This window comes from Dysosmobacter sp. Marseille-Q4140 (genome assembly GCA_018228705.1).
Taxonomy (GTDB): Bacteria; Bacillota; Clostridia; order Oscillospirales; family Oscillospiraceae; genus Oscillibacter.
Genome location: CP073694.1, coordinates 1,870,307 through 1,892,839 on the forward strand (window position 1 = coordinate 1,870,307; position 22,533 = coordinate 1,892,839).

The window sequence follows — 22,533 nt, forward strand, 5'->3', positions numbered from 1 at the left end:
ACCGTTTTCCGAAACAGGTTTCCCCGGCTGCCCCGCCGCCATGCGGCCCGGCGCTCATGCTCTCTTGAACATCTTCTCCAGCTCATACTTCGTCAGCTTCACCGCAACGGGGCGGCCGTATCGCGCCGCAGGCGCGGTTATTTCAATTCTATGCCCTCACGGCCGCTGCTCCCTAAAATGCTCACGCTCTCTTGAACATCTTCTCCAATTCGTATTTCGTCAACCTCACTGCAACGGGGCGGCCGTGTGGGCAGAAGCGGACGGCGCCGCTCTGCACCTTCTCCACCAGCACCCGCAGCTCCGCCGGGTCGCTCTTCCAGCCGCCCTTGATGGCCGCCTTGCAGGCCATGGTGTGGAGCAGATTCTCCCGGCGCTCGTCGGGAGAGCGGCCGGTGCGCAGGCACTCCGCCAGCTCCTCCAGAGTGGCGGAGACGTCGCAGGGGTCTATGTCCGCGGGCACCTCCCGCACCAGCACGGCGCCGCCGCCGAAATCCTCGCAGGAAAAGCCCAGCTGTTCCAGAAGAGGCAGGTTCTCCAGCAGCAGTGCGCCGTCCTCCCTCCCCAGCTCCGCCGCCACGGGGGAGAGCAGGGTCTGCCGCATGGGGGGCTCCTGGGCCGCCATCAGGCGGTCAAAGTTGATGCGCTCGTGGGCGGCGTGCTTGTCGATGAGCCACACGTTTCCGCTCCCGTCCTCGCAGATGATGTAGGTGTTGAGCACCTCCCCGGCGATGCGCCAGGGGGCCTCTCCGGCGTCCAGGGCGGTCTGGCCCGGAACCTGCTCCGGCGCCTGGGGCGCCATCTCGGGGATGGCGGGCACGAAGGGCCGCACGGAGGGCTCCGGTGCCGCCGTCCGGGTCTCCGGGGCCCGCTCTTTCGTCTCCGCCGGAGCGGAGACCGTCTCCCGCCGCTGAACCGGCGCCGCCTCCCGCCGCTCCGCCGTCACCGAGGACGGCGCCTGGCCCAAGGCTCCGCCCAGGGGGCGGATGGGGGTGCGCTGAAACGCGGCGGGGACTTTCCGCTCCTGGGGGGCACTCCGGTAAACGCCGCCCGTTCCGCTGTCCGCCACCGGGGCGCTCGTCCGCTGCTCTGTGTTCCAGGCGGGCCGGGCAGGGGCCGCAGGACGCTCCGCCTGCCTGGCCGCCTGCTCCCGGAAGGTCCTGGCGTCCATGGTCTGGAAGAAATCCGGTTTCGCCGCGGGCACCGTCTCCCGCCGGGCGGCGGGGGCGTTGGCGGCGCCCCGGCTGTCCAGGGCGTCCAGCACCGTGTGGTACACGGCGTCGAACACCTCCCGCTCCCGGGCGAACTTCACCTGGGTCTTGGCCGGGTGGACGTTGACGTCCACCGCCGTCACCGGCAGCGTCACGGACAATACGCAGCCGGGGAATTTGCCCTTCATGATCTGGTTTCGGTAGCCCTCCTCCAGGGCCGCTGTCAGCAGCTGGGACTTGATGAACCGGCCGTTGACGAAGAACACCTGCATGGACCGGGAGCCCCGGCCCTGGAGGGGGCCGGTGACGAAACCCGATACAGCCGTCTCCCCGCCCCGGCCCTCCACGGGGACCAGGCCGTGGGCGAAGTCCCGGCCCAGGGCCGCGTAGACGGCGGAGTCCAGCTTCCCGTCGCCGGGGGTGTGAAGGGCCTCCTGGCCGTCCTTGATGAATTTGAAGGAGATGTCCGGGTGGGACAGGGCCAGATGCTGCATGAGGCCCCCCACCGCCGCCGTCTCGGCGCTGTCCTTGCGCATGAACTTCAGCCGGGCCGGGGTGTTGTAAAAGAGGTCCCGGACCACGATGGTGGTGCCCTGGGGCGCGCCGGCGGCCTCCACGGCGGCGGGCTCGCCGCCCTCCAGGTGCAGCGACGCACCCTCCGCCGCCCCGGGGCGGCAGGTGACGATGTCCACCCGGCTCACGGCGGAGATGGCGGCCAGGGCCTCGCCCCGGAAGCCCAGGGTGCCGATCTTCCCCAGGTCCTCCTCCGTGCGCAGCTTGGAGGTGGCGTGGCGCAAAAAGGCCGTGGGCAGCTCCTCCGGCGCGATGCCGCAGCCGTTGTCCGTCACCCGGATCAGGGCCATGCCGCCCCGGCGGATCTCCACCACCACGGCGGAGCTGCCGGCGTCGATGGCATTCTCCACCAGCTCCTTCACCACGCTGGCCGGCCGCTCCACCACCTCGCCGGCGGCGATCAAGTCAGCCACATGGCTGTCCAGTTGTTGAATGTGAGGCATAGGTCTCTCCTTTCGGGCGGAGCGGCAGCCGCGCCGCGGGGGCGCCTCCCCCGCTCTCTCAGAGCAGCAGCGCCGCGATCATCGGAATGGTCAGGATGGAGCCCAGGGTGGTCAGGAAGGTGATCTGGGCCATGGAGGCGGTGTCGCCGCCGTACTCCATGCTCAGAAGAGTCCCGTTCACGGCCACCGGCATGGCGATCTGGGTCACGGCGATGCCCAGCACCAGATCGTCGGTGCCCATGGTCCGCAGGATGGCCCACAGCACCACCGGCAGCACCAGCAGCCGCAGAATGGACAGCAGCCACAGCTTGGCGGAGCGGAACACCTGCCCTGCCGGGATGTCCGCCAGGAAGGAGCCCACCACCAGCAGGGACAGCGGCACGGTGATGGAGCCCACGAAGTCCAGCATCTCGCCCGCCAGAGCGGGGAGACGCAGCCGGGTCAGAGCCAGCACCAGAGCGCCCACGGAGGCCACGATGCAGGGGCTGAGCAGCTGCTTCCAGCGGAACCGGGCCATGCCCGCCAGCATCAGGGGACCCAGGCTGTAAGAGAGCACATTGAACGGCAGCGCCAGGACCACGGCGTAGAAGAGGGCCTCCCGGCCGAACAGGGCCATCGCCACAGGGTACCCGATAAAGCCCACATTGGGGAACGACAGCGCATAGCGCCACACGCCCTTCTGGGCGGGCGTGCCCGGCAGAAAGCGGGGCACGGCCAGCGCCACGGCAAAGGACAGCACGTAAAAGACCGCCCCTACCTCCAGCACGGAGAGGATCACCCCCGCCTCCGGCAGCTCGTCGCCGGTGATAACCGAGGCCAGGATCATAGAGGGCATGGTGATGTTCAGCAGCAGCTTGCTGAGCTTCTGGTCCGTCTCGCCGCCCAGATAGCCCAGCCGTTTGGCGGCAAAGCCCGCCACAATGGCAAAGAGGATCACCAGCATCTCGCCCAGCACGTCAAAAAAATTCATCGTTTCGCTCTTCTCTCTATCCTAAAAATTTTTACACACACGTTCACCCCAGCAGCACCCAGGCGCTCAGGGCGTTGGCCGCGGCGTGGAGGGCGATGGAGGTCCAGAGGGTGCCGCTGTGATCGTAAGCCCAGGCCAGCACCAGTCCCGGCACCAGATACTGGACCATCAGCAAAAAGTACGTCAGGTCCCGGTTCACCACCGCGAACTGCCACACGTGCAGCAGGGCGAACAGCAGGCAGGACACCAGGTACGCCACCGTCCGGCTCTTGCCGCGCAGGTTTCCGAACACCAGGCCCCGGAACAGCGTCTCCTCCACAAAGGGCGCCAGAAACACCACGATCAGCAGCGTCATATGGGGCGCGTCGTCGATCTGGGCGGAGATGGAGACGTCGTTGAGGTTGGTGGGAGCGGCGGATACCAGCCTCGTCAGCCGGTACACCAGCTCGTTGAGGCCGTACAGGGCCACAAGGCCCGCCGCCAAAGTCTTGCAGGCGACGAGGTTGTCCGCCAGCTGCCGGGAGGTCCGGCCCAGGAAGCCGTGAAAGATGATGAGGGTCACGGCAAAGAGGATGTAATAGTATAGGGCGTTCTGGAACCTGGGGTCGATCTTGGTTCCCAGCAGCTCCGCCGCCAGGCGGAACATGGGCCCCGCCGCAAAGGGCAGCACCAGCAGATAGATCACAAAAAACACGGTGCCGGCGATCTGCTCCCCCGGGGACATATACGCGCTGTGGCCTCGTTTTGCCATGGATGCGCCTCCAAACACTCATATCAGGTTTCCCCGGCGTGCGCCGGGCGGTCAGCGGAGCTTCTGCTTCCACTCGTAGATGAGGCTCATGGCCTCGATGGGCGTCAGCGTGTCCGGCTGGCAGCGGCGCAGAGCGTCCAGGACCTCTCCTTCGCCAATGGCGGTCAGGGACACCTGGTCGTCCTCCTTCCGGGCCGCCACGTACTGCACGCCGTTCTCCTCCTCCAGCTCACGCAGCACCGTCTTGGCCCGCTGGATCACCTTGTCCGGCAATCCCGCGAGAGACGCCACCTCGATGCCGTAGCTGCGGTCGGCGCCGCCGGGCAGGATCTTGCGCAAAAACACGATCTCGTCCCCCCGGGCCTTGACGGCGATGTTGTAGTTCACCGCCCCGGGCAGGGTGTTCTCCAGCTCGGTCAGTTCGTGGTAGTGGGTGGCGAAGAGGGTCTTGGCCCCCAGGAGCTTGCGGTCGGCGCAGTACTCCAGCACCGCCCGGGCGATGGACATGCCGTCGAAGGTGGAGGTGCCCCGGCCGATCTCGTCCAGGATCAGCAGGGAGTGTTTCGTGGCGTGGCGCAGGATGTCCGCCACCTCCGTCATCTCCACCATGAAGGTGGACTGTCCGGCGGACAGGTCGTCGCTGGCGCCGATGCGGGTGAAGATCCGGTCCACCACGCCGATCCGGGCGCTGGCCGCCGGGACAAAGGACCCGATCTGGGCCATGAGGACGATCAGGGCCACCTGCCGCATATAGGTGGACTTGCCCGCCATGTTGGGTCCCGTGATGATGGCCACCCGGTCCTCCTTGGCGCCCATGAAGGTGTCGTTGGGGACGAAGAGGCTGTCCCGGAGCATCTGCTCCACCACCGGGTGGCGGCCCTGGTGGATCTCCAGGACCCCGGACTCGTCCACGGTGGGGCGGCAGTAGTGGTTCCGCACCGCCACGGCGGCCAACGACACCAGCGCGTCCACCTCCGCCACGGCGGCGGCGGTCCGCTGGACCCGCTCGCTCTGAGCGGTGACGGCCTGACGCAGGGCCGTAAACAGCTCGTATTCCAGCGCCGTCACCCGGTCCGAGGCGGTCAAAATCTCGTGCTCCAGGTCCTTGAGCTCCTGGGTGATGTACCGCTCACCGTTGACCAGCGTCTGCTTGCGGATGTAGGTGTCCGGCACCTGGCCAGCAAAGGACTTGGACACCTCGATATAGTAGCCGAACACCTTGTTGAAGCCGATCTTCAAGGTGCGGATGCCGGTCTTTTCCTTCTCCTGGGCCTCCATCTGGGCGATGATGCCCTTTCCGCCGGTGAGGATCTGCCGCAGGCGGTCCACCTCGGCGTTGTAGCCGTCCCGGATGAAGCCTCCCTCCCGGACGGAGAAGGGCGGCTGGTCGCAGATGGCATCGGCGATCTGCGCCGCCAGGTCCTCCAGGGGGTCCAGGGCCGCCAGCAGCTCCGTCAGCCGCCGGTCCTGGAACCGCTCCAGCTGGACGCGGATGGCGGGCAGGCGCTCCATGGCGGAGCGCAGGGAGGCCATGTCCCGCCCGCCGGCGGTGCCGTAGACAATGCGGCCCATGAGGCGCTCCATGTCCCCCAGGCCCGTCAGGGCGGCGGTCAGCTCCTCCCGGGCCACGGTGTCCTCCACCAATGCCGCCACGGCGGCGCTGCGCTTGCAGATGGCGGTGACGGTCAGCAGCGGCCGCTCCAGCCAGCTTCGCAGCATCCGCCCGCCCATGGGGGTCCGGGTCTTGTCCAGGACCCACAGGAGGGTTCCCTTCTTCTCCTTGCTGCGCAGGGTCTCCGTCAGCTCCAGGTTCCGCCGGGCCGTCAGGTCCAGCTCCATGAAGGCGCCCTGCTCGTAGTAGTCCAGGTCGTTGATGTGGCTGAGGTCCGTTTTCTGGGTCTCGTACAGGTAGTTCAAAAGGCCGCCCAGGGCCATGGCCGCCGCCGGGTTGGACTTGGGCAGGGCGGCCAGGGCCTCCTCCCCGAACTGGCGGCGGATGTTCTTCTCCGCCTCCGCCAGACGGAAGCGGCCCTCGCCGCTCTTCTCCACCCGGCAGCGGAACTTCTCCCGCAGAGCGTCGGTGAGGCTCCTCTCAGCGGCGGCGCCGTCGTTGACCACGGCCTCCGCCGGGGAGAACCGCCCCAGCTCGTTGACCACGTGCTCCACCCGCTCCTTGCCGGTGAAGCCGGTCAGGTGGGCCTTGCCGGTGGTGATGTCGCAGAAGGCGGCGCCGGCGCAGCGCTCGTCGATATAGATGCCGCAGAGGAAGTTGGAGGCCTTGTCCTCCAGGCAGGCGGCGTCCATGACGGTGCCGGGGGTCACCACCCGGATGATGTCCCGCTTCACCAGACCCTTGGCCGTGGCCGGGTCCTCCATCTGCTCGCAGATGGCCACCTTGTAGCCCTTGGCGATGAGCCGGGCAATGTAGGCCTCGCTGGCGTGGTAGGGGATGCCGCACATGGGGATCTGCTCCTCCGCGGGCTTCTGGTGCTTGCCGTGGTCCCGGGAGGTCAGCGTCAGGTCCAGCTCCCTGGAGGCAAGCTTCGCGTCGTCGGCGAACATCTCGTAGAAGTCGCCCAGGCGGAAAAAGAGAATGGAGTCCGGGTTGTCCCGCTTGATCTCCAGATATTGCTTCATCATGGGGGTCAGTTCTGCCATGGGGAGGTTCACCTCGTCTTGCCCCCGGCGGGGGCGGAATGGATCTGCGCCGTGGTGCGGCGCGGGGGAGTTCCACCCCCATTTTCTTTTTGGCGCGCCAAAAAGAAAACGGCCGTGGACGGTCAAAAGAAAAAGCGCTTGGGACGAACAGGCGCGGCGCCTGTTCGTATGTGCGGGGGTCGTGCGGATCGGTGCGGCGGGAGTCGATGGCCCCGTCGTCCCTGCGCCGCCCCCCGGCGGTCGAAAGACCCGGCCTCCGCATAACAACTGCGGCGGATGACCGGGGTGCAAGATCGTATTTGCCCCTGCTTCTATCTCCGCGCGTTACGCGCTGGCCCGGCGGTATTCTACGCCTTGTCTATATCTCACGCTCTTCAAGGCTTCCCCCTGGGGGAAGCTGACGCGCGCAGCGCGGCTGATGAGGGGACGGGCCGCACAGGTCGGTTGGCAGGCGGCCCCTCATCCGTCTGTCCTCCGGCCAGCCACCTTCCCCCAAGGGGGAAGGCTTTTGGGTGCAGCGCCCACCGGAGCAACGGGCGGAGCCTCCATCCGCTCCTCTTCGAACCAGAAGGTCACCAGCAAGCGCCCCGGCAGCGCGTAGCAGCTGCGGTTGTTGGAAACTCCCGCACTCGCCAGGGGAGCGCGTAGCAAAGCGGAACGCGCGGGAGTCAAAATACGCCAGTTCCCTTTTGCACCCACGTCCCTCCCCCGCACCATCGGATGCGGGGGCGCAGTTCTGCGCGGGACCGTTTCCGGCGCAGGGTCGGCGGGGCCGCCGGTCAGGGGCAGGCCGATTCGCACGACCCCCGTATCTGCCAAACCTTGCGCAGTATGCGCAAGGTTTGGCATCCGGCGGTTTTCTCTTCCACCGGCCGCGGCGCATTCTCTTTTGTCAAGACAAAAGAGAATGGGGGGCGGATTCCCCGGGAACCTCCCGGTATCCTCCCAGCCCGCCGGGAAAAAAGCCGCCATACCAGCACCTGACAGAGCCGGAGCAGGCGGATGCAGGATCCGCCCCTGCGGGTGCGCTGACGGAAGGACGGTTCCCTGCGGCCCCCTCATCCGTCATTTGCTGCGCAAATGCCACCTCCCCCCCCGTGGGGGAAGGCTCTGTCGCCGTCAGCCCCGGGGCTTCGGCTCGTGGCAGATCAGGGCGTCCACGCTGAGGCCGTAGAAGTCCGCCAGGCCCACCAGGGCCGAAAGGCCGGGCTCCCGCAGGCCCCGCTCGTAATTCTGATACCCCCGCAGGCTCAGCCCCGCGCCGTCCGCCACCTGCTGCTGGGTCAGCTTGTGCTCCGCCCGCAGCCGCAAAAGGTTCTCATGAAATTTCATGTGCCCTCATTTCTATTGACAAGCACAAACGGGCATGTTATAGTATAGCTACCCAAACGTGCTTATTCAACTGCTTTTTGTGGGTCCCTCAGATCTCCACCACCGCGCCGCCGCTCAGGGGCCGCAGACGCTGGCCCAGAATGGCGGACAGGCGCTCATAGGCGTAGGCCCCGGTGCAGTGGCCGGTGTAGTACACCGTCTCCCCCGCCAGCAGGGCCCGGCCGGTGTCGTCGATGAGCCGGTCGGCGTCGGGCCCCGGCGTCAGCTCAAAGAAGTGGAACCCGCCGATCACCGCGTCCGGCATCCGGCCCAGCAGCTGCGCCGCCCGGTCCCGGATGTTCACCACGCCCCGGTGGGCGCAGCCGCAGATCAGCACCGCCTTCCCCCCTGCCTGGATCAGCAGGTTCTGCTCGTGGGCGAAGTCGTCGGGCCGGAAGCCCTCCTCCGTCCGCACCTGGAGGGCGGCGGAGGCCGCCAGGGCCGGGAAGTCCTCCCCCTCGTCGGCAAAGAGGGTCAGCTCGTCGTCCAGCCGCAGGAGGCCGCCGGTGGGCAGCACCCGGCTCTCGATCTGCCACAGCTCCGGGTCCAGGCCGATGTACCGGGGCTCCCTCCCCTCATTGGTCGCGTAAAAGTCCCCGAAGGCGTCCATGTGGATCAGCACCTCCGCCCGGGAGTTGGCCTCGCAGAAGGCGGCAAGCCCCCCGCCGTGGTCATAGTGGCCGTGGGAGAGCACGGCGGTGTCCACCGCCGCCAGGTCCACCCCCAGGGCTTTCGCGTTGGTCAGGAAGCCGTCGTTGGGCCCCATGTCGAAGAGAATCTTGTGGCGGGGCGTCTCGATGTACAAACTCAGCCCGTGGGCGGCGCAGAGCCCGTCCTTGCAGGCGGTGTTTTCCAGCAGGGTCACGATCTTCATGGTTGGCTCCTTTCCCGGCAGACCAGCTCGTCCAGGGTCAGGCCGTAAAAATCGGCCAGGGCCACCAGCACGGACAGCCGGGGCTCCTGTTCCCCGTACTCGAACCGCTGGTAGGCGTGGACGCTGATGCCAATGGCTTTGGCAAGCTCCTTCTGGGAGATTTTTCTCTTTTCCCGCAGGAACACAAGATGCTCTGAAAAGTTCATACGTCTCTCCAGCCTCTCTTGACATTCCTGAACAGGAATATTATACTGTCATCATAAGGTTCCTGTTCTGGAATGTCAAATTGATTTTGGCGGTGATCGAAATGGACGATTACATCACGGTGCTGCTGAACGACCTGGAGGACCGGGCCCCGTCCTTTCTGCCCGGCGGCTATTACGCGGCCATGGCCCGGGAGAGCGACGCCCTCCGGGCGCTGGAGGCCACCTTCACGGCGGAGCAGCGGGCGCTGTTCCTCACCTACGAGGACTGCCGCAACGACAGCGCCGCCCACTACCAGGACGCCCTGGCCCGGCAGGCCTTTCTGCTGGGCCGGACCATCTTCCGTTAGACCGGCACGCCGTACAGCGCCCAGGTGTTGCTGCCGGTGATCTCCACGTCCAGGAACTGGCCGATCAGGGCCTTGTCCCCCTTGAGGCGCACCAGCCGGTTGCCCTCGGTCCGGGAGGAGAGGGGGTAGTCCCCATCGTCGCTCTCCCCGTCCACCAGGACGCGGACGGTCCTGCCCACGTAGGCGGCGTGGAGAGAGGCCGACATGGCGTTCTGGACCTCCAGGAGCCTGTCGAACCACTGCTGCTTCTCCGCCCGGGTGGCCGGGTCCGGCATTTCGGCGGCCTTGGTGCCGGGGCGGGGGGAGTAGATGAAGGTGAAGAGGGCGTCGAAGCCCACCTCCTCCACCAGGGAGACGGTGTCCATGGCCTCGGCCTCGGTCTCGCCGGGGAAGCCGATGATGACGTCGGAGGTCAGCACCAGGTCCGGCATGACGGATTTGGCATAGTGAATGAGGTCCAGATACTGCTGCCGGGTGTAGCGCCGGTTCATCTCCCGGAGCACCCGGTCGTTGCCGGACTGGAAGGGCAGGTGCAGCTGATGGGCCACATGGCGGCTGGCCGCCATCACGTCAAAGAGGCGCTGCGTCGCGTCCTTGGGATGGCTGGACATGAAGCGGATCCAGTAGTCCCCGGGGATCCGATCGATGTCCGCCAGCAGGTCCGGGAAGTGATAGTCCAGGTCCAGATCGTTTCCGTAGGAGTTGACGTTCTGGCCCAGGAGGGTGATGTCCCGGTATCCGGCCTCCACCAGCTCCCGGACCTCCGCCAGCACCGCCTGGGGGTCCCGGCTCCGCTCCCGGCCCCGGACGTAGGGCACGATGCAGTAGGAGCAGAAGTTGTTGCAGCCGTACATGATGGAGACCCAGGCCTTGACGCCCTTCTCCCGCACCACGGGGATGCCCTCGGCGATGGTGCCGTGCTCGTCCGCCACGGAAAAGACCCGCTTGCGGCCCTCATAGACCTGCCAGAGAAGCTCCGGGAACTTCCACAGGGCGTGGGGCCCGAACACCAGATTTACATGGGGATAGGACTTTTTCACCCGCTCGGAGACCCGGGGCTCCTGGGCCATGCAGCCGCACAGGGCGATGACCTGCTCGGGGTTTTCCTTCTTCGTGTGGGTCAGGGCGCCCAGGTTGCCGAACACCCGGTCCTCGGCGTGCTCCCGAACGGCGCAGGTATTCAGGATCACCAGGTCCGCCTCGGCGGGGTCCGACGTGAAGGTGAAGCCGCACGCGGCCAGCATGCCCATGAGCTTCTGGCCGTCGGCCACGTTCTGCTGGCAGCCGAAGGTATCCACGCAGGCCATCGGGTGGGCCTCCCGGGCGGCGAACATCGCCCGGATCTTCTCTTCAAATGTCCGCTGGCGGTCCAGGTCCTCCTGGTGCACCAGTACGTTCTGCCGTTCCAAATCAGTTCCTCCAAATTCAGATACTTTAACTAATTTATAATACCATACCAAGGCAAAAAGCACAAGTTGAAAAACAGGCCGCCCCTCGCGGGGCGGCTCGTTTTTTCTATCGGCGCAGGAGCAGTTCCGCCAGCTCCGCCGGGGTGCGGGCCACGGCGTCGGCGCCGGTCTCCTCCGGGGCGACGACGCCGCCCCAGGCGGCGGTGACGCAGAACACGGACGCCCGGCGCCCCTGTGCCTCCAGCGCGGCCTGGGCGCGGCGGCCGAATACCACGTCGGCGGCGTGGTCCCCGATGTGGGCAAAGCGCCCGGAGCGGATGCCCAGGCGGTCCAGGCAGGCCAGGAAGGCGGCGGGGTGGGGCTTCTGGCAATCAAAGGGTACGTCGGCGTGGCCCACCACGGCGGCGAACCGGTCCCCCACTCCGTGGGCGGCCAGGGCGGCGCGGATGTTGTCCGGGTCGTTCTGGGAGCAGATGCCCATAGGCACGGACCCCAGCTGCGCCAGGGCCTCCGGCAGGCCTTCGAAGAGAGGCGGCAGGGTCTCGTCCGCCAGCTGGCAGGGGCCCCACAGCCGCCCGGCCTCGTCCAGCCGCTCCGGCGGGACGCCGAAGGCCCGGACGTACAGCTCCCGCCAGTTGTTCCAGCGGTAGTTGGCCTCCCGATAGGCGGCGAGGCTCCGCAGGGCCTGCGGCACGGGGTCCAGCAGGGCCGGGTCCAGCCGGAAGAGCACCGCCTTGGTCACCGCCAGGTTCTTCACCGGCGTATCGGCGATGGTGCCGTCGTAGTCCCACAAAATGGCGTCCAGCATGGTCTGCTCCCCTTTCGTCGGTCATTCCAATGTCGGGGCTGCGCCCCGGATCTTACGTCCGTTTTTCCAGCTTTCGCAGCTGGGCCTGAAATTCCTCCGGCAGGTCGCACCAGAGCTCCACCGCCTCCCCGGTCCGGGGGTGGAGGAACCGCAGGCCCACGGCGTGGAGGCACTGGCCCTGGAGGCCGGGGACGGCCTTTTTGGCGCCGTACACCGTGTCGCCCAGAATGGGGTGGCCGATGCTCGCCATGTGGACCCGGATCTGGTGGGTGCGGCCGGTCTCCAGGCGGCACTCCACATAAGTGAAGCCCTGAAACCGCTCCAGCACGGTCCAGTGGGTCACGGCGCTGCGGCCGTTTGCCACTACGGCCATCTTCTTCCGGTCCGTGGGGCAGCGGCCGATGGGGGCGTCCACGGTGCCCGTATCCTCCCGGAGTTTCCCCGCCACGATGCAGCGGTAGATCCGGGCAAGGGTGTGGTCCTGGAGCTGGGCGGAGAGCTTTTGGTGGGCGAAGTCGTTCTTGGCGGCGATGATGAGGCCGGAGGTGTCCCGGTCGATCCGGTGGACGATGCCGGGCCGCAGCGCTCCGCCCACGCCGGAGAGGGAGTCCCCGCAGTGGTGGAGCAGGGCGTTGACCAGCGTTCCGTCCGGGTGGCCGGGGGCCGGGTGGACCACCAGCCCCTTGGGCTTGTTGACCACGATCACGTCGGCGTCCTCGTACACCACGTCCAGCGGGATGTCCTGGGCCACGGCCTCCATGGGCTCCGGGTCCGGCAGGGTGACGGCGATGGTCTCTCCCCCGCTGAGACGGGCGTTTTTCGCCAGGGGCTTGCCCCCGGCGGTCACCTGCCCCTCCTGGCACAGGCGTGCGGCGGCGGAGCGGGTCAGCTCCGGCAGAGTCTCCGCCAAAAAGGCGTCCAGCCGCTTGCCGGCGTCTTCCGGGGCGGCGGTCAGGATCCGCTCATCCATGGCGGCGCTCCCGCTTGTCGTACTTTTCATAGAGCCACAGGTAGTAGATCACGCCCAGCGCCGCGCCGCAGACGATGCAGATGTCCGCCACGTTGAACACCGGGTAGCTGGGCCAGAACTCGAAGTGGAACATATCCACCACGTACCCCAGCCGCACCCGGTCGAGGATGTTGCCCACGCCCCCGGCGATGACCAGGAAGCAGGCGGCCAGGCCCAGGGGATGGCGCACGGTCCGGCGCAGCAGCAGGGCCAGCACCGCCAGCACGATCACGCTCGTGACGGCCACCAGCACCCATCGCATCCCGGAGAAGCTAGACCAGGCGGCGCCGTAGTTGTGGACGGTGCAAAGCTCCACCACCCCCGGCCACAGGGGCCGGGCGTCCCCCAGGGGGATATAGAGGGTGACATAGTGCTTGACCCACTGGTCCAGAGCCAGCAGGCCCAGGGCGGCAATGGAAAACAGGGCGTACAGCATGCGATACTCCTTTTCGGGGCGGCGCCCCGGTTTCGTTGGATGGGTCTCAGTTTACACGCTCCGCCGCCAAAAAGCAACCGCCCCGCGGAAAAAGGCCCAGAAGCCATCGGCTTCCGGGCGGCAGCCCGCCGGAAGGACTTTCCGGCAGGCTGTCCGCGTTTTTCAGCCCCTTGAAGCGGGCTGAAAACGAGCGATCCAAATGGCGCGGGACACCCCTCCCGGGTTTCACGCGCACACCCTTCCTCCCCGCCGCGCAAGCCTTTCCTTTTTTCCGGCAAACACAAGGCCCGGAAGCCGACGGCTTCCGGGCCCTTTCCGGTGAGCGGGAACGATCAGAACTGGGGCAGCTTGCGGACCACCTGGGCGCAGCGGGCGCAGAGGGTGGGGTGGTCCGCGTCGGCACCCACGGTGGGGCTGTGCATCCAGCAGCGCTCGCACTTCTCACCCTTGGCCTGACTCACCACCACCCGTACGCCGTTGAGGGGGGTGCCGGCGGCCTGGCTGTAGAGGGTGGGATCGGTGACGAAGTCCACCCCGGAGACAATGAAGAAGTCCGCCCACCACTGCTGGGTGAAGTGCTCCCGCAGATCGGACAGGTCCACCGGCGGCTTTTCCTCCCCGGTGACAATGGAGACATGGGCTTCCAGGCTCTTGCCGATCTTCTTCTCGTTCCGGGCAGCCTCCAGGGCAGCGTTCACGCCGTCCCGCAGCTGGATCATGGTGCCCCAGGAGACCAGGTCCCCCAGGTCGTACTCCTGGAAGGGCTGGTTCATGTCGTTGAACACCACGTTGCGGCCGTCGTCGCCGGACCGGTGGGTCATGGACTGCCAGATCTCGTCGCAGGTGAAGGCCAGGATGGGGGCCATGATCTTGGTCATGGTGTCCAGGATCAGGAACAGGGCGGTCTGGGCGCTGCGGCGCTTGGTGCCGTCGGCCTCCTCGCAGTACAGCCGGTCCTTGATGATGTCCAGGTAGAAGTTGGAGAGCTCCACCACGCAGAAGTCGTTGACGGCGTGGGTGACCACCAGGAACTCATAGTCGTCGTAGGCCTTGGCGCACTTTTCGATCAGGGCGTTGAGGCGGGTGACGGCCCAGCGGTCCAGCTCCTCCATCTCCTCCGGGGCCACCAGCTGGTCGGGGTCGAAGCCGTCCAGGTTCCCCAGGCAGTACCGGGCGGTGTTGCGGAACTTCAGGTAGTTCTGGCTCAGCTGCTTGAAGATGGCGTCGGAGCAGCGGACGTCGGCGTGGTAGTCGGCGCTGGCGGCCCAAAGCCGCAGCAGGTCCGCGCCGTACTTGTCCATGATCTCATAGGGGTCCATGCCGTTGCCCAGGGACTTGTGCATGGCCTTGCCCTCGCCGTCCACGGTCCAGCCGTGGGTGACGCACTCCTGGAAGGGCGCGCCCTTGCCGAAGGCGCCCACGGCGGTCAGCAGCGCGGACTGGAACCAGCCGCGGTACTGATCCAGGCCCTCCAGGTACATGTTGGCGGGCCACCAGCCCTGGTCCCGCTTCATGGCGGCGAAGTGGGTGGAGCCGGAGTCGAACCAGCCGTCCAGGGTGTCCTCCTCCTTCTCGAAGCCGCTCTTGCCGCCGCAGTGGGGGCAGGTGAAGCCGGCGGGCAGGATCTCCTCGGCGGTCTTGGCGAACCAGGCGTTGGAGCCCTCCTTCTCAAACAGGGCGGAGATGGCGGCGATGGTCTCGTCGGTGACGATGGGCTTGCCGCAGTCCTTGCAGTACACCACGGGGATGGGCAGGCCCCACTTGCGCTGGCGGGAGATGCACCAGTCGGTGCGCTCCCGGACCATGGACTTCATGCGGTCGATGCCCCAGCCGGGCACCCAGCGCACGTCGTCGCAGGCGGCGCAGGCCTCGTCCTTGAAGGACTCCACGGAGCAGAACCACTGGGGCGTGGCCCGGAAGATGATGGGGCCCTTGCAGCGCCAGCAGTGGGGATAACTGTGGACGATCTCCTCCTGGGCAAAGAGCATGCCGCTGTCCTTCATGTCCTGGAGGATGACGGGGTTGGACTCCTCAGTCTTGAGCCCGGCGTACTTGCCGGCGTAGTCGGTGTGGCGGCCCTGGTCGTCCACGGGCACCACCATGTCCATGCCGTAGCGCTTGCAGGTCTCATAGTCGTCGGCGCCAAAGCCCGGCGCGGTGTGGACGCAGCCGGTACCGGAGTCCATGGTGACGTAGTCCGCCAGCAGCAGGCGGGAAGTCTTGGGCAGGAAGGGATGGTCGGCCAGCATGTTCTCGAAGAAGGCGCCGGGGTGGGTCTCCACGACCTCCCAGCTGTCAAAGCCGCCCAGGCTCATGACCTTCTCCACCAGGGCCTCGGCCATGATATAGACCTCGCCGCCCGAGGCCTTCACCAGGGCGTAGGACTCGTCGGGGTGCAGGGCGATGGCCAGGTTGCCCGGCAGCGTCCAGATGGTGGTGGTCCAGATCACGAAGAAGAGCTTGCTCTTGTCGTAGGCGGAGAGCTTGCCCTGGTCGTCGTGCATGGGGAACTTCACGTACACGGTGGTGCAGGGGTCGTCCTGGTACTCGATCTCGGCCTCGGCCAGGGCGGTCTCGTCATGGGGGCACCAGTACACGGGCTTGAGGCCCTTGTAGATATAGCCCTTCTTGTACATCTCGCCGAACACCTTGACCTCCTCGGCCTCAAAGCCCGGGTCCATGGTGGCGTAGGGGTGTTCCCAGTCGCCGATGACGCCCATGCGCTGGAAGCCCTCGCTCTGAACGCCCATATAGTGGCGGGCGAAGTCCTGGCAGGCGGAGCGGAACTCGGGCACGGACATCTTCTTGCGGTCCAGCTTGTTCTGCTTGATGATGGCGGACTCGATGGGCATGCCGTGGTTGTCCCAGCCGGGGATATAGGGGGTGTAGTAGCCCCGCATGGCGTAGGACCGGGTGATGAAGTCCTTGATGGCCTTGTTCAGGGCGTGGCCCATGTGGAGGGCGCCGTTGGAGAACGGAGGGCCGTCGTGGAGGTTGAACCGGGGCTTGCCCTCGTTCTTCTTGAGCAGTTCGTTATACACGTCCTGCTCCTGCCAGCGCCTGAGCATCTCCGGCTCCCGCTTGGGCAGGCCCGCCCGCATGGGGAAGTCGGTCTTTGGCAGATTGATGGTCTTGTTGTAGTCCATTGCCGTGTCTCCTTTTATCCTGAAATGGTTTTGTTGATGAAATACAAAAAACGCTTTGCCTCTTTCTCAAGAGACAAAGCGTTTGGTCAAACACTCTGCGGTACCACTCTCGGTTGCCGTCCCCTTGCGGGGCGCGGCCGCTCGCTGCCCGCCGTCACGGGCCGGTGCTGTAACGGGCACCACGCGTCCACGCTTACTCGCGTCGTCTTTCAGCAGGAGGCTCCAAGGTGATTTTCGCCCGGCGCTTCCGTCCGCCTTGCACCAAACCGGCGGCTCTCTTTGCGGAAACTGAGGGGTTACTCGTCCTTTTCCACGCCAAATGTTTCATTTTACCCGATTATCGTATCACATTTTTCCGGTTTGTCAAGGCGGTTTTTGCAAAAACCGCCTTCGCCGCCCTATGCGGCAGCCCTGCAATAGAGGGCCATGGTGTCCCAGCACCACTCCGGCAGGGATCCCCAGCCGGTGGAGGCCATGCGGTAATTGCCCTCCAGGCCGCTGAAGCGGCATACGCCCTGGCCGTCCAGGGTCCAGGACAAGGGCGTTCCCGTCTCCGGCGTGAAGGTCACCGTGTAGGCCGCGGCCTCGTCCAGGGGCGCGTCCGTGGGGATCAGGACGGCGCCTTCCCTCCCAGACCCGGAGCCGGACCACAGCATGGCCCAGAATTCCTCCTCCGCCGCCGCGCCGGCATCTTCCACGCCCTGTCCGCCGGGGCCGGTCACCGAAAGACGGCAGGAGCGGGTCCTCCCGTCGGTCGGATCAGCAGGCAGCGGCGCGGGCTGGATCTGCGCCGGCACATAGACAATGTCCATCTCCAGCTTCAGCGCCCCGTCCTCCAGGGTCGCAGCGCAGAACTTCCACTCTCCTCCGTCCGTTTCCCGATAGCGGAAGATCAGCCGGACCGGGCCGGGTCCCTCGGCCTCCATTGCCTCCAGGACGGCGCTCCCGCCGCCGATATACTGGCCGGGACTCACCTGATAGACGCTGCCGTCCGCCGCCCGGTGGAAGAAGGTCAGGCCGCTCCACCACTCCGCCACCTCGTAGACCAGCTCCGGCTCCCCGCCGCCGTCCAGATCCAGGGATACCGGGTCCAGGCAGGGCTCCACCACCCGCAGCTCCCCGGCGCTGTCGAACCAGTAGAAGCGATACCGGTAGATCCCCGCGCCGGGAGGATCGCCGGTCCGCAGCAAAAACCCGTCCTCCCCCAGCACACCGGAGAAGGCTGTGAGGGTGACGCCCTGGGTGTAATCGGGCATCCTCCCCCGGCCGTCATACAGCTGGATGAAGCGGATCCACTGGCCCTCAGGACGCAAAAAGGCGCCGTACACCAGGCCCTCCGCCGTGGCGTAGAGCCTGATGCACGTGCCGTCATCCAAATTCAGTTCCGCCAGGATATCCGCCATCTCCGCCGCATCTGCCGGGATAAACAGTCCCTCCGCTCCCCAGCAGAGGCGGTTCTTCGCCGCGGTATCCACCGGCTCCAGCTCCTTCAGGGAGATGATCCGCACCGGGGATGGTTCCTCGTACTGGAGGGCATCGTCCTCCAGGGTCTGGGCGGTATCCTGCTCCTCCTGCGCCGGGGGAATGGGCCTGGCGGAGGTGGGGCGTCCGGCCAGCAGCATCGCCGCCGCTGTGACCAGCAGCAGGCAGATCAGCCCCGACGCCCGCTTGCGCAGTGCCATAGGGATCGCTCCTTCCGGCCGCCTCTCAGGCGGCCAGCACGAAATAGCCCATGCACAGGGCAATGGTGGTCAGTAAGTAGTGGAGGGCCGGCAGCCACTCCCGGTCCCGGCAGAACAGCAGGATGTTGATGAGGCCGAAGGCCACCGTGGCCCCCACCATCACCACCCAGGCGAACTGGCCCCGCAGGGCCACGAACTCCAGGACCGTCAGAAAGCCCACCAGCAAAAAGGTCATCTGAAACGCCAGTTTCGCTCTCACCGTCTGTTTCGCCTCACTGATAGCGGTATTGTCTGCCGGAGTATTGGTCCACGCACCGGAGGAACATCTCCCGGCTGCGGAATTCCAGCAGCTGGCAGCCTTCCTCCTCGTGGAAGGATACGATGCGGCGCTGGGTATCCACCCACATACGCCACAATGTCACGACGCCGGTGTTCTGTTCCATGATCGAAAGGCTCCCTTCTTCAAGCTCACGCGCCCATGGCGCGTATACTTATAAGACGATTGAACAATGGGTTTTGTTTCACGCAAAAGAAATTTTTTTCAGGCGGCATCCTCCGCCGCCTGGCTCTCCGCCGCGGCGGCCACATCCACCAGGAAATCCTCCCAGGCCTCGGGATGCTCCACGTAGTAGACGGGGCAGCGCTTACCGGTGACATCGTAGTGACGGATCACGTCCCGCTCCGGGTCCAGATGAAAGGTGTGGCACAGCCAGGCGGTCAGTTCCACGGTCCGCCAGTAGGTGACATCCGAAAACTGCCCCGCCGCATCAGGGTGACAGACCTCAATGGCGATCGTGTCGTCGTTGCGCTCATTGGAGGCATAGGCGATCTCCGTCAGGGGCACGCACTGGATCACCTCCCCCTCCAGGCCCACGATAAAGTGACTGGAGGCGTAGGTCCCCTCCGTTCCATCGGCCAGGGACGCGAAGTAGTTGCGGTTGGCCCGGGCGGCGGTGCCGGGGTTGCCCACGTAGTGGATGACCACGCCGCGGATCTCTTCCAGCTCCGTGCCCGGCCGGGACCACTCGTTGATGGGCAGCAGATCCTGCTCCACATACGACGGAAGCGCCACATGCTCTCCCGGCAGCCCCGTGTCCCGGTTCAGCCACAAGACGGCACCGGCCAGCGCCGCAGCCAGCACCACCAGCGTCAGCGGCCTGCGCTTGCGCCGGGCCCGGCGCCGCCGGTGCCGGTGAGACCGGCGGCGCCGGGGCATCTCATAGACGGTCTCCTCCATGGCTCACCCCACCGCTTCCGTCCAGTTCCGGGACTCGAACTGCTGGTCCTCCTGGGCATAGGTCACCAGGGGAATCTCCTTTGTCAGCTCCAGCTCCTCCAGAGCGGAGAGCAGCTCCGTAGCGTTGACGGAGAAGTCCAGGTCCAGGGAGTCTGTGATGGGCTCGCCTGTTTTGTCCAGTTCGCGGATGTAGTAGAGCGCCAGGCGGTTGGTGTAGGTCTCCTGGTCCCACCGGTCCGGCCTGAAGGCGTTGCGGCCGAATCGCCCCGCCTCCATATCCTTCAAAATGGCGGCATAGAGGGTCTGCGCGTCTGCGGCGCTCAGGCTGACGCCCTGGCTGCCCTGAATGAAATCACCGCCGGTGAACCGCAGCAGGGAGTCAATCTCCAGCTGGGGCCGCTGGACCACGGGGTCCGCAGCCAGCTCCGCCAGCCGGGCCATGGCGCTGTCCGGCTGATCCAGCTCTGAGACGTAATAATTGAGCCCGTAAGAGCGGCGGAGAGTGGTGCCGTCCGTCAGCTCATAGCGCAGATCCAGCCGTCCCCACAGCAGGCGGAGTTCACTGTCTCCGGAAGCCTGCGGTCCATTGCCGCTCTCATTGCGGCGCAGATGCTCCTTCTCCGCCAGGACGGCGGTCTGGATGTCCAGAAACCGCTGGATCTCATCCGGCGCCTTCAGCTCACCGTAATAGTAGGTGTTCTGTCCGTCGATCTCAAAGGTGAGGCTCTCCACCTCCTGGAGCGGCGGAACATACCCCTCCACGCCCAGCACGTCCGCCCGGACGCACAGACACAGTGCCGCCACTACCGCGGCGCACAGCACGCCTCCCTTCCAGGTGGCGCGCAGGACCCGGAAGGATTTGCGCATCAGCATGGCCGCGCCCCAGTAGCCCAGCAGGCCCATGGCCACCACACAGCCCATCATCCCCGGGAACCAGACCTTCCAGCTCCCCAGCATGGGGTCCAGGACCAGATAGTACAGGCCCTGTCCCAGCGACAGGGCGGCGCACAGGGCCACGCCCCACAAAAACACGGGCTTCGCCCACCGGACGGCCACTGTGTCCCCGGCGGTCTCGCTGGGCCGGCGGCGGTAGACGGCCAGCGCCGCCAGGGCCAGCGCCGCACCCACAGCGGCATAGATGGCCAGAGTGCCCAGGCCCTCCAGGTGCCAGTTCAGGGTCCGCTCCAGGGCCTCATCGTAAGTACCCACGACCGACAGCTTCTCGCTCAGTCCTATGACCGGCGTCAGCCATATGGCCCAGGCAGGAGCCGAGTAGTCGAATCCGTAATAGAACGCCTGGGCCATCTGCTGGACCAGGCCGCACAGGCCCATCACCAGCGCGTTGAGCACGCCGTAGAGCACCGGCGCCATGAGGATCTGCCCGGTGAACGTCACACACAGCACGGCAAAGGAGTAGAAAAACAGCATCTGCCCCAGGCCGCAGGCCAGGGCGCTCAGCAGCGCGGTGCCGTTCAGGGCCCCGGCGCTCAGAAGCACCAGCGCCTCCAGCGCAGCGCAGGTCACCTGTACCGCAACGGCCACCAGCAGTCCGGTCAGGTAATTGGTAAGAAACAGGCCCTCCCTCCGGACGGGCAGGCTGTGAAACAGGCCCACCGCTCTGGGAACCGTCAGATAGGAGAACAGAGCCATGGCAAACAGGATGCCGGCCACAACGGCGCAGAAAAGGCCGAAACCGCTCCAGGTGCTCAGCAGGTCCCGGGTCAATTCCGCCGCCCGGAAAATCCGGTCCGGCTCGGCGTAGCGGCCGAAGGCGTTGACGAACCGGGCCACCGGCCCCGCCAGCAGCCAGGCCACCGCATAGACCGCCCACAGCGGCCAGAACCGGGTCAGGTTCTTGCGCAGCAGCGCGCCGTTAAAGCACGATGTCTTTGACTGCATAGTCCGCACCTCCCAGCTCGTAAATAAAGATCTCCTCCAGTGTCAGCGGCACCGCGTCCGCCAGCAGCGGATCGTAGGGCGCCAGGCATCTCTGGGCCTCCTCCGCGCTCATGCGCATGATGAGGGTGTGGATGCGGCCCACCCGGGAGGCATGGAGCACCGGCACTCCGGGGGGCACCTGGTCCTCCCCCTCCCGGAAGACCACCTGCATCTTCACCATGTTGTCCTGGAGCTGGGCCAGGCTCCGCTCCAGCAGCACCCTGCCGTGGTCCATGATGCCCACGTGGTCGCACACATCCTCCAGCTCCCGCAGGTTGTGAGAGCTGACCAGCACCGTGGTGCCCCGCTGGGCCACATCCCCCAGCACCAGCGACCACACCTGCCGCCGCATCACCGGGTCCAGCCCGTCCACCGGCTCATCCAAAATCAGATATTCCGGCATGCAGCAAAGAGCCAGCCAGAAGGCGGCCTGCTTCTGCATGCCCTTGCTCAGGCGGCGCAGCAGCCGCCGCTCGTCGATCTGAAAGACCTCCTTGAGCTTTTCGTACCGCTCCATGGAGAAATGGGGATAAAATCCCCGGTAAAAGCGCATCATATCCCGGATGGAGGACTGGAGGAAATAGTACCAGTCGTCCGGGATGGAGGCGATGCGGCTTTTCAATCCGGCGTTTTCCCACACGTCCTCCCCGCCCATGCGGACGGTGCCGCCGTCCTGGCGGCAGATGCCGGTCAGATGCCGGATCAGGGTGGACTTGCCGGCCCCGTTGGGCCCCACCAGTCCGTAGACAGAGCCGGCGGGCACCGACAGCGTGGCCCCGTCCAGGGCCGCAAAGCCCTCAAACCGCTTGACCAGATCCTTCACTTCGATCATGCCCGCTCCACCTCCTTCTCATCCAGCAGCGCCAGCAGCTCCTTCCGGGTCACGCCCAGATACCGCAGCTCCGACAGCATCTCCCGCACCCGGGCCAGCAGCTCCCGCTTGCGCTCGGTATCGGCTCCGGCCACGGCGGCAGCGAAGCTTCCCTTACCCGGAACAGAGTAAATGTATCCCTCTCCCTCCAGTTCGTTGTAGGCCCGCTGGATGGTGTTGGGATTGATGGACAACTGCTGCGCCAGCGCCCGGACAGAGGGCAGCTTATCATCTGTCCGCAGGGCACCGGTGACGATCAGCTTTCTCAATCCATCCTTGATCTGCTCATAGATGGGTCGGGAGTCCCGATAGTTCAGGCTGATCATCGTGTCACCTTCCTTCCGCGGCGGCCGTCTCCGCCGCCGTATTAACTGTACTAGTACAGTTAATATAACACACCCCCTCTCCCCCTGTCAACACCTCCGTATCAGCGCTTTTTTGCCGGTTTTTTTTGCCTGGACAACCGGAAAAACCCGCAGATTTCCCTTTACAACCGGGAATTTCTGTGATATATTTCGTTAGGCACGGCAATCGTGCCTCGCCCCTGGGCTTCGTCCGGCGGAGATTCACCGGCCCTGAACGCAGCCAGCGGGCAA

The 22,533-nt window shown here is 66.1% G+C and carries 20 protein-coding genes; 1 reads left to right on the plus strand and 19 read right to left on the minus strand.

What is annotated here, in order from left to right; genetic code table 11:
• Positions 1–181: 181 nt before the first annotated feature.
• From mutL to KFE19_09435, 7 genes are all read right to left on the minus strand, one after another.
• Positions 182–2,224, minus strand: coding sequence for a DNA mismatch repair endonuclease MutL (mutL, locus tag KFE19_09405; protein ID QUO36651.1), 2,043 nt, complete (start codon positions 2,222–2,224; stop codon positions 182–184).
• A gap of 58 nt (positions 2,225–2,282) precedes the next feature.
• Positions 2,283–3,194 (minus strand): AEC family transporter, encoded by a 912-nt coding sequence (locus KFE19_09410; protein ID QUO36652.1) that lies wholly within the window; start codon positions 3,192–3,194, stop codon positions 2,283–2,285.
• A 43-nt stretch (positions 3,195–3,237) separates the two neighbouring features.
• Positions 3,238–3,945: a CPBP family intramembrane metalloprotease gene (locus tag KFE19_09415; protein QUO36653.1), complete on the minus strand. Its 708-nt coding sequence runs from the start codon at positions 3,943–3,945 to the stop codon at positions 3,238–3,240.
• 51 nt (positions 3,946–3,996) lie between these two features.
• Entirely contained in the window at positions 3,997–6,603 is a 2,607-nt protein-coding gene (gene mutS, locus KFE19_09420; GenBank protein ID QUO36654.1) for a DNA mismatch repair protein MutS, read from the minus strand.
• Between the two features lie 1,119 nt (positions 6,604–7,722).
• Complete coding sequence (locus KFE19_09425) at positions 7,723–7,935, minus strand: helix-turn-helix transcriptional regulator (protein QUO36655.1); 213 nt, start codon at positions 7,933–7,935, stop codon at positions 7,723–7,725.
• Between the two features lie 88 nt (positions 7,936–8,023).
• The gene (locus KFE19_09430) at positions 8,024–8,848 is read right to left on the minus strand and encodes an MBL fold metallo-hydrolase (protein QUO36656.1); all 825 of its coding nucleotides are present in this window, start codon (positions 8,846–8,848) and stop codon (positions 8,024–8,026) included.
• Positions 8,845–9,027: a helix-turn-helix transcriptional regulator gene (locus tag KFE19_09435; GenBank protein ID QUO39583.1), complete on the minus strand. Its 183-nt coding sequence runs from the start codon at positions 9,025–9,027 to the stop codon at positions 8,845–8,847. Before KFE19_09435 ends, KFE19_09430 begins: the two co-directional genes overlap by 4 nt.
• Before the next feature lie 113 nt (positions 9,028–9,140).
• Between KFE19_09435 and KFE19_09440 the strand changes: the two genes are divergently transcribed.
• Positions 9,141–9,401 carry a hypothetical protein gene (locus KFE19_09440; protein ID QUO36657.1) on the plus strand — a complete coding sequence of 87 codons (261 nt, stop codon included), beginning with the start codon at positions 9,141–9,143 and terminating at the stop codon, positions 9,399–9,401.
• On the opposite strand, the gene miaB is transcribed toward KFE19_09440, so the two are convergent.
• The 12 genes from miaB to KFE19_09500 form a co-directional block, all read right to left on the minus strand.
• A complete protein-coding gene (miaB, locus tag KFE19_09445; protein QUO36658.1) occupies positions 9,398–10,810 on the minus strand; it encodes a tRNA (N6-isopentenyl adenosine(37)-C2)-methylthiotransferase MiaB in 1,413 nt (470 codons plus the stop codon). The two genes, KFE19_09440 and miaB, sit on opposite strands and share 4 nt — an antisense overlap.
• Positions 10,811–10,916: 106 nt before the next feature.
• Entirely contained in the window at positions 10,917–11,618 is a 702-nt protein-coding gene (locus tag KFE19_09450; GenBank protein ID QUO36659.1) for an HAD family hydrolase, read from the minus strand.
• Positions 11,619–11,670: 52 nt separating this feature from the next.
• Positions 11,671–12,588 carry an RluA family pseudouridine synthase gene (locus KFE19_09455; protein QUO39584.1) on the minus strand — a complete coding sequence of 306 codons (918 nt, stop codon included), beginning with the start codon at positions 12,586–12,588 and terminating at the stop codon, positions 11,671–11,673.
• Positions 12,581–13,063, minus strand: coding sequence for a signal peptidase II (lspA, locus tag KFE19_09460; GenBank protein ID QUO36660.1), 483 nt, complete (start codon positions 13,061–13,063; stop codon positions 12,581–12,583). The genes KFE19_09455 and lspA overlap by 8 nt, the downstream gene beginning before the upstream one ends.
• 332 nt (positions 13,064–13,395) lie before the next feature.
• Complete coding sequence (ileS, locus tag KFE19_09465) at positions 13,396–16,209, minus strand: isoleucine--tRNA ligase (protein QUO36661.1); 2,814 nt, start codon at positions 16,207–16,209, stop codon at positions 13,396–13,398.
• Between the two features lie 398 nt (positions 16,210–16,607).
• Entirely contained in the window at positions 16,608–17,891 is a 1,284-nt protein-coding gene (locus KFE19_09470; GenBank protein ID QUO36662.1) for a hypothetical protein, read from the minus strand.
• Between the two features lie 25 nt (positions 17,892–17,916).
• Entirely contained in the window at positions 17,917–18,150 is a 234-nt protein-coding gene (locus KFE19_09475; GenBank protein ID QUO36663.1) for a hypothetical protein, read from the minus strand.
• Between the two features lie 13 nt (positions 18,151–18,163).
• On the minus strand, positions 18,164–18,334 hold the full coding sequence (locus KFE19_09480) for a hypothetical protein (protein QUO36664.1): 171 nt from the start codon (positions 18,332–18,334) through the stop codon (positions 18,164–18,166).
• A 98-nt stretch (positions 18,335–18,432) separates the two neighbouring features.
• The gene (locus KFE19_09485) at positions 18,433–19,107 is read right to left on the minus strand and encodes an N-acetylmuramoyl-L-alanine amidase (protein QUO39585.1); all 675 of its coding nucleotides are present in this window, start codon (positions 19,105–19,107) and stop codon (positions 18,433–18,435) included.
• Between the two features lie 24 nt (positions 19,108–19,131).
• The gene (locus tag KFE19_09490; GenBank protein QUO36665.1) at positions 19,132–21,027 is read right to left on the minus strand and encodes a hypothetical protein; all 1,896 of its coding nucleotides are present in this window, start codon (positions 21,025–21,027) and stop codon (positions 19,132–19,134) included.
• Positions 21,002–21,898, minus strand: coding sequence for an ABC transporter ATP-binding protein (locus tag KFE19_09495; GenBank protein ID QUO36666.1), 897 nt, complete (start codon positions 21,896–21,898; stop codon positions 21,002–21,004). The genes KFE19_09490 and KFE19_09495 overlap by 26 nt, the downstream gene beginning before the upstream one ends.
• A complete protein-coding gene (locus KFE19_09500; GenBank protein QUO36667.1) occupies positions 21,895–22,263 on the minus strand; it encodes a GntR family transcriptional regulator in 369 nt (122 codons plus the stop codon). The genes KFE19_09495 and KFE19_09500 overlap by 4 nt, the downstream gene beginning before the upstream one ends.
• Positions 22,264–22,533 lie beyond the last annotated feature (270 nt).

Bases quoted from the DNA above. Each gene is read 5' to 3' on its own strand.
- KFE19_09410 (QUO36652.1), bottom strand. From the start codon at position 3,194: ATGAATTTTTTTGACGTGCTGGGCGAGATGCTGGTGATCCTCTTTGCC.
- KFE19_09485 (QUO39585.1), bottom strand. From the start codon at position 19,107: ATGCCCCGGCGCCGCCGGTCTCACCGGCACCGGCGGCGCCGGGCCCGG.
- mutL (QUO36651.1), bottom strand. From the start codon at position 2,224: ATGCCTCACATTCAACAACTGGACAGCCATGTGGCTGACTTGATCGCC.
- KFE19_09425 (QUO36655.1), bottom strand. From the start codon at position 7,935: ATGAAATTTCATGAGAACCTTTTGCGGCTGCGGGCGGAGCACAAGCTG.
- lspA (QUO36660.1), bottom strand. From the start codon at position 13,063: ATGCTGTACGCCCTGTTTTCCATTGCCGCCCTGGGCCTGCTGGCTCTG.
- KFE19_09470 (QUO36662.1), bottom strand. From the start codon at position 17,891: ATGGCACTGCGCAAGCGGGCGTCGGGGCTGATCTGCCTGCTGCTGGTC.
- KFE19_09415 (QUO36653.1), bottom strand. From the start codon at position 3,945: ATGGCAAAACGAGGCCACAGCGCGTATATGTCCCCGGGGGAGCAGATC.
- ileS (QUO36661.1), bottom strand. From the start codon at position 16,209: ATGGACTACAACAAGACCATCAATCTGCCAAAGACCGACTTCCCCATG.
- KFE19_09490 (QUO36665.1), bottom strand. From the start codon at position 21,027: ATGCAGTCAAAGACATCGTGCTTTAACGGCGCGCTGCTGCGCAAGAAC.
- KFE19_09450 (QUO36659.1), bottom strand. From the start codon at position 11,618: ATGCTGGACGCCATTTTGTGGGACTACGACGGCACCATCGCCGATACG.
- KFE19_09495 (QUO36666.1), bottom strand. From the start codon at position 21,898: ATGATCGAAGTGAAGGATCTGGTCAAGCGGTTTGAGGGCTTTGCGGCC.
- mutS (QUO36654.1), bottom strand. From the start codon at position 6,603: ATGGCAGAACTGACCCCCATGATGAAGCAATATCTGGAGATCAAGCGG.
- KFE19_09455 (QUO39584.1), bottom strand. From the start codon at position 12,588: ATGGATGAGCGGATCCTGACCGCCGCCCCGGAAGACGCCGGCAAGCGG.
- KFE19_09480 (QUO36664.1), bottom strand. From the start codon at position 18,334: ATGGAACAGAACACCGGCGTCGTGACATTGTGGCGTATGTGGGTGGAT.
- KFE19_09500 (QUO36667.1), bottom strand. From the start codon at position 22,263: ATGATCAGCCTGAACTATCGGGACTCCCGACCCATCTATGAGCAGATC.
- KFE19_09430 (QUO36656.1), bottom strand. From the start codon at position 8,848: ATGAAGATCGTGACCCTGCTGGAAAACACCGCCTGCAAGGACGGGCTC.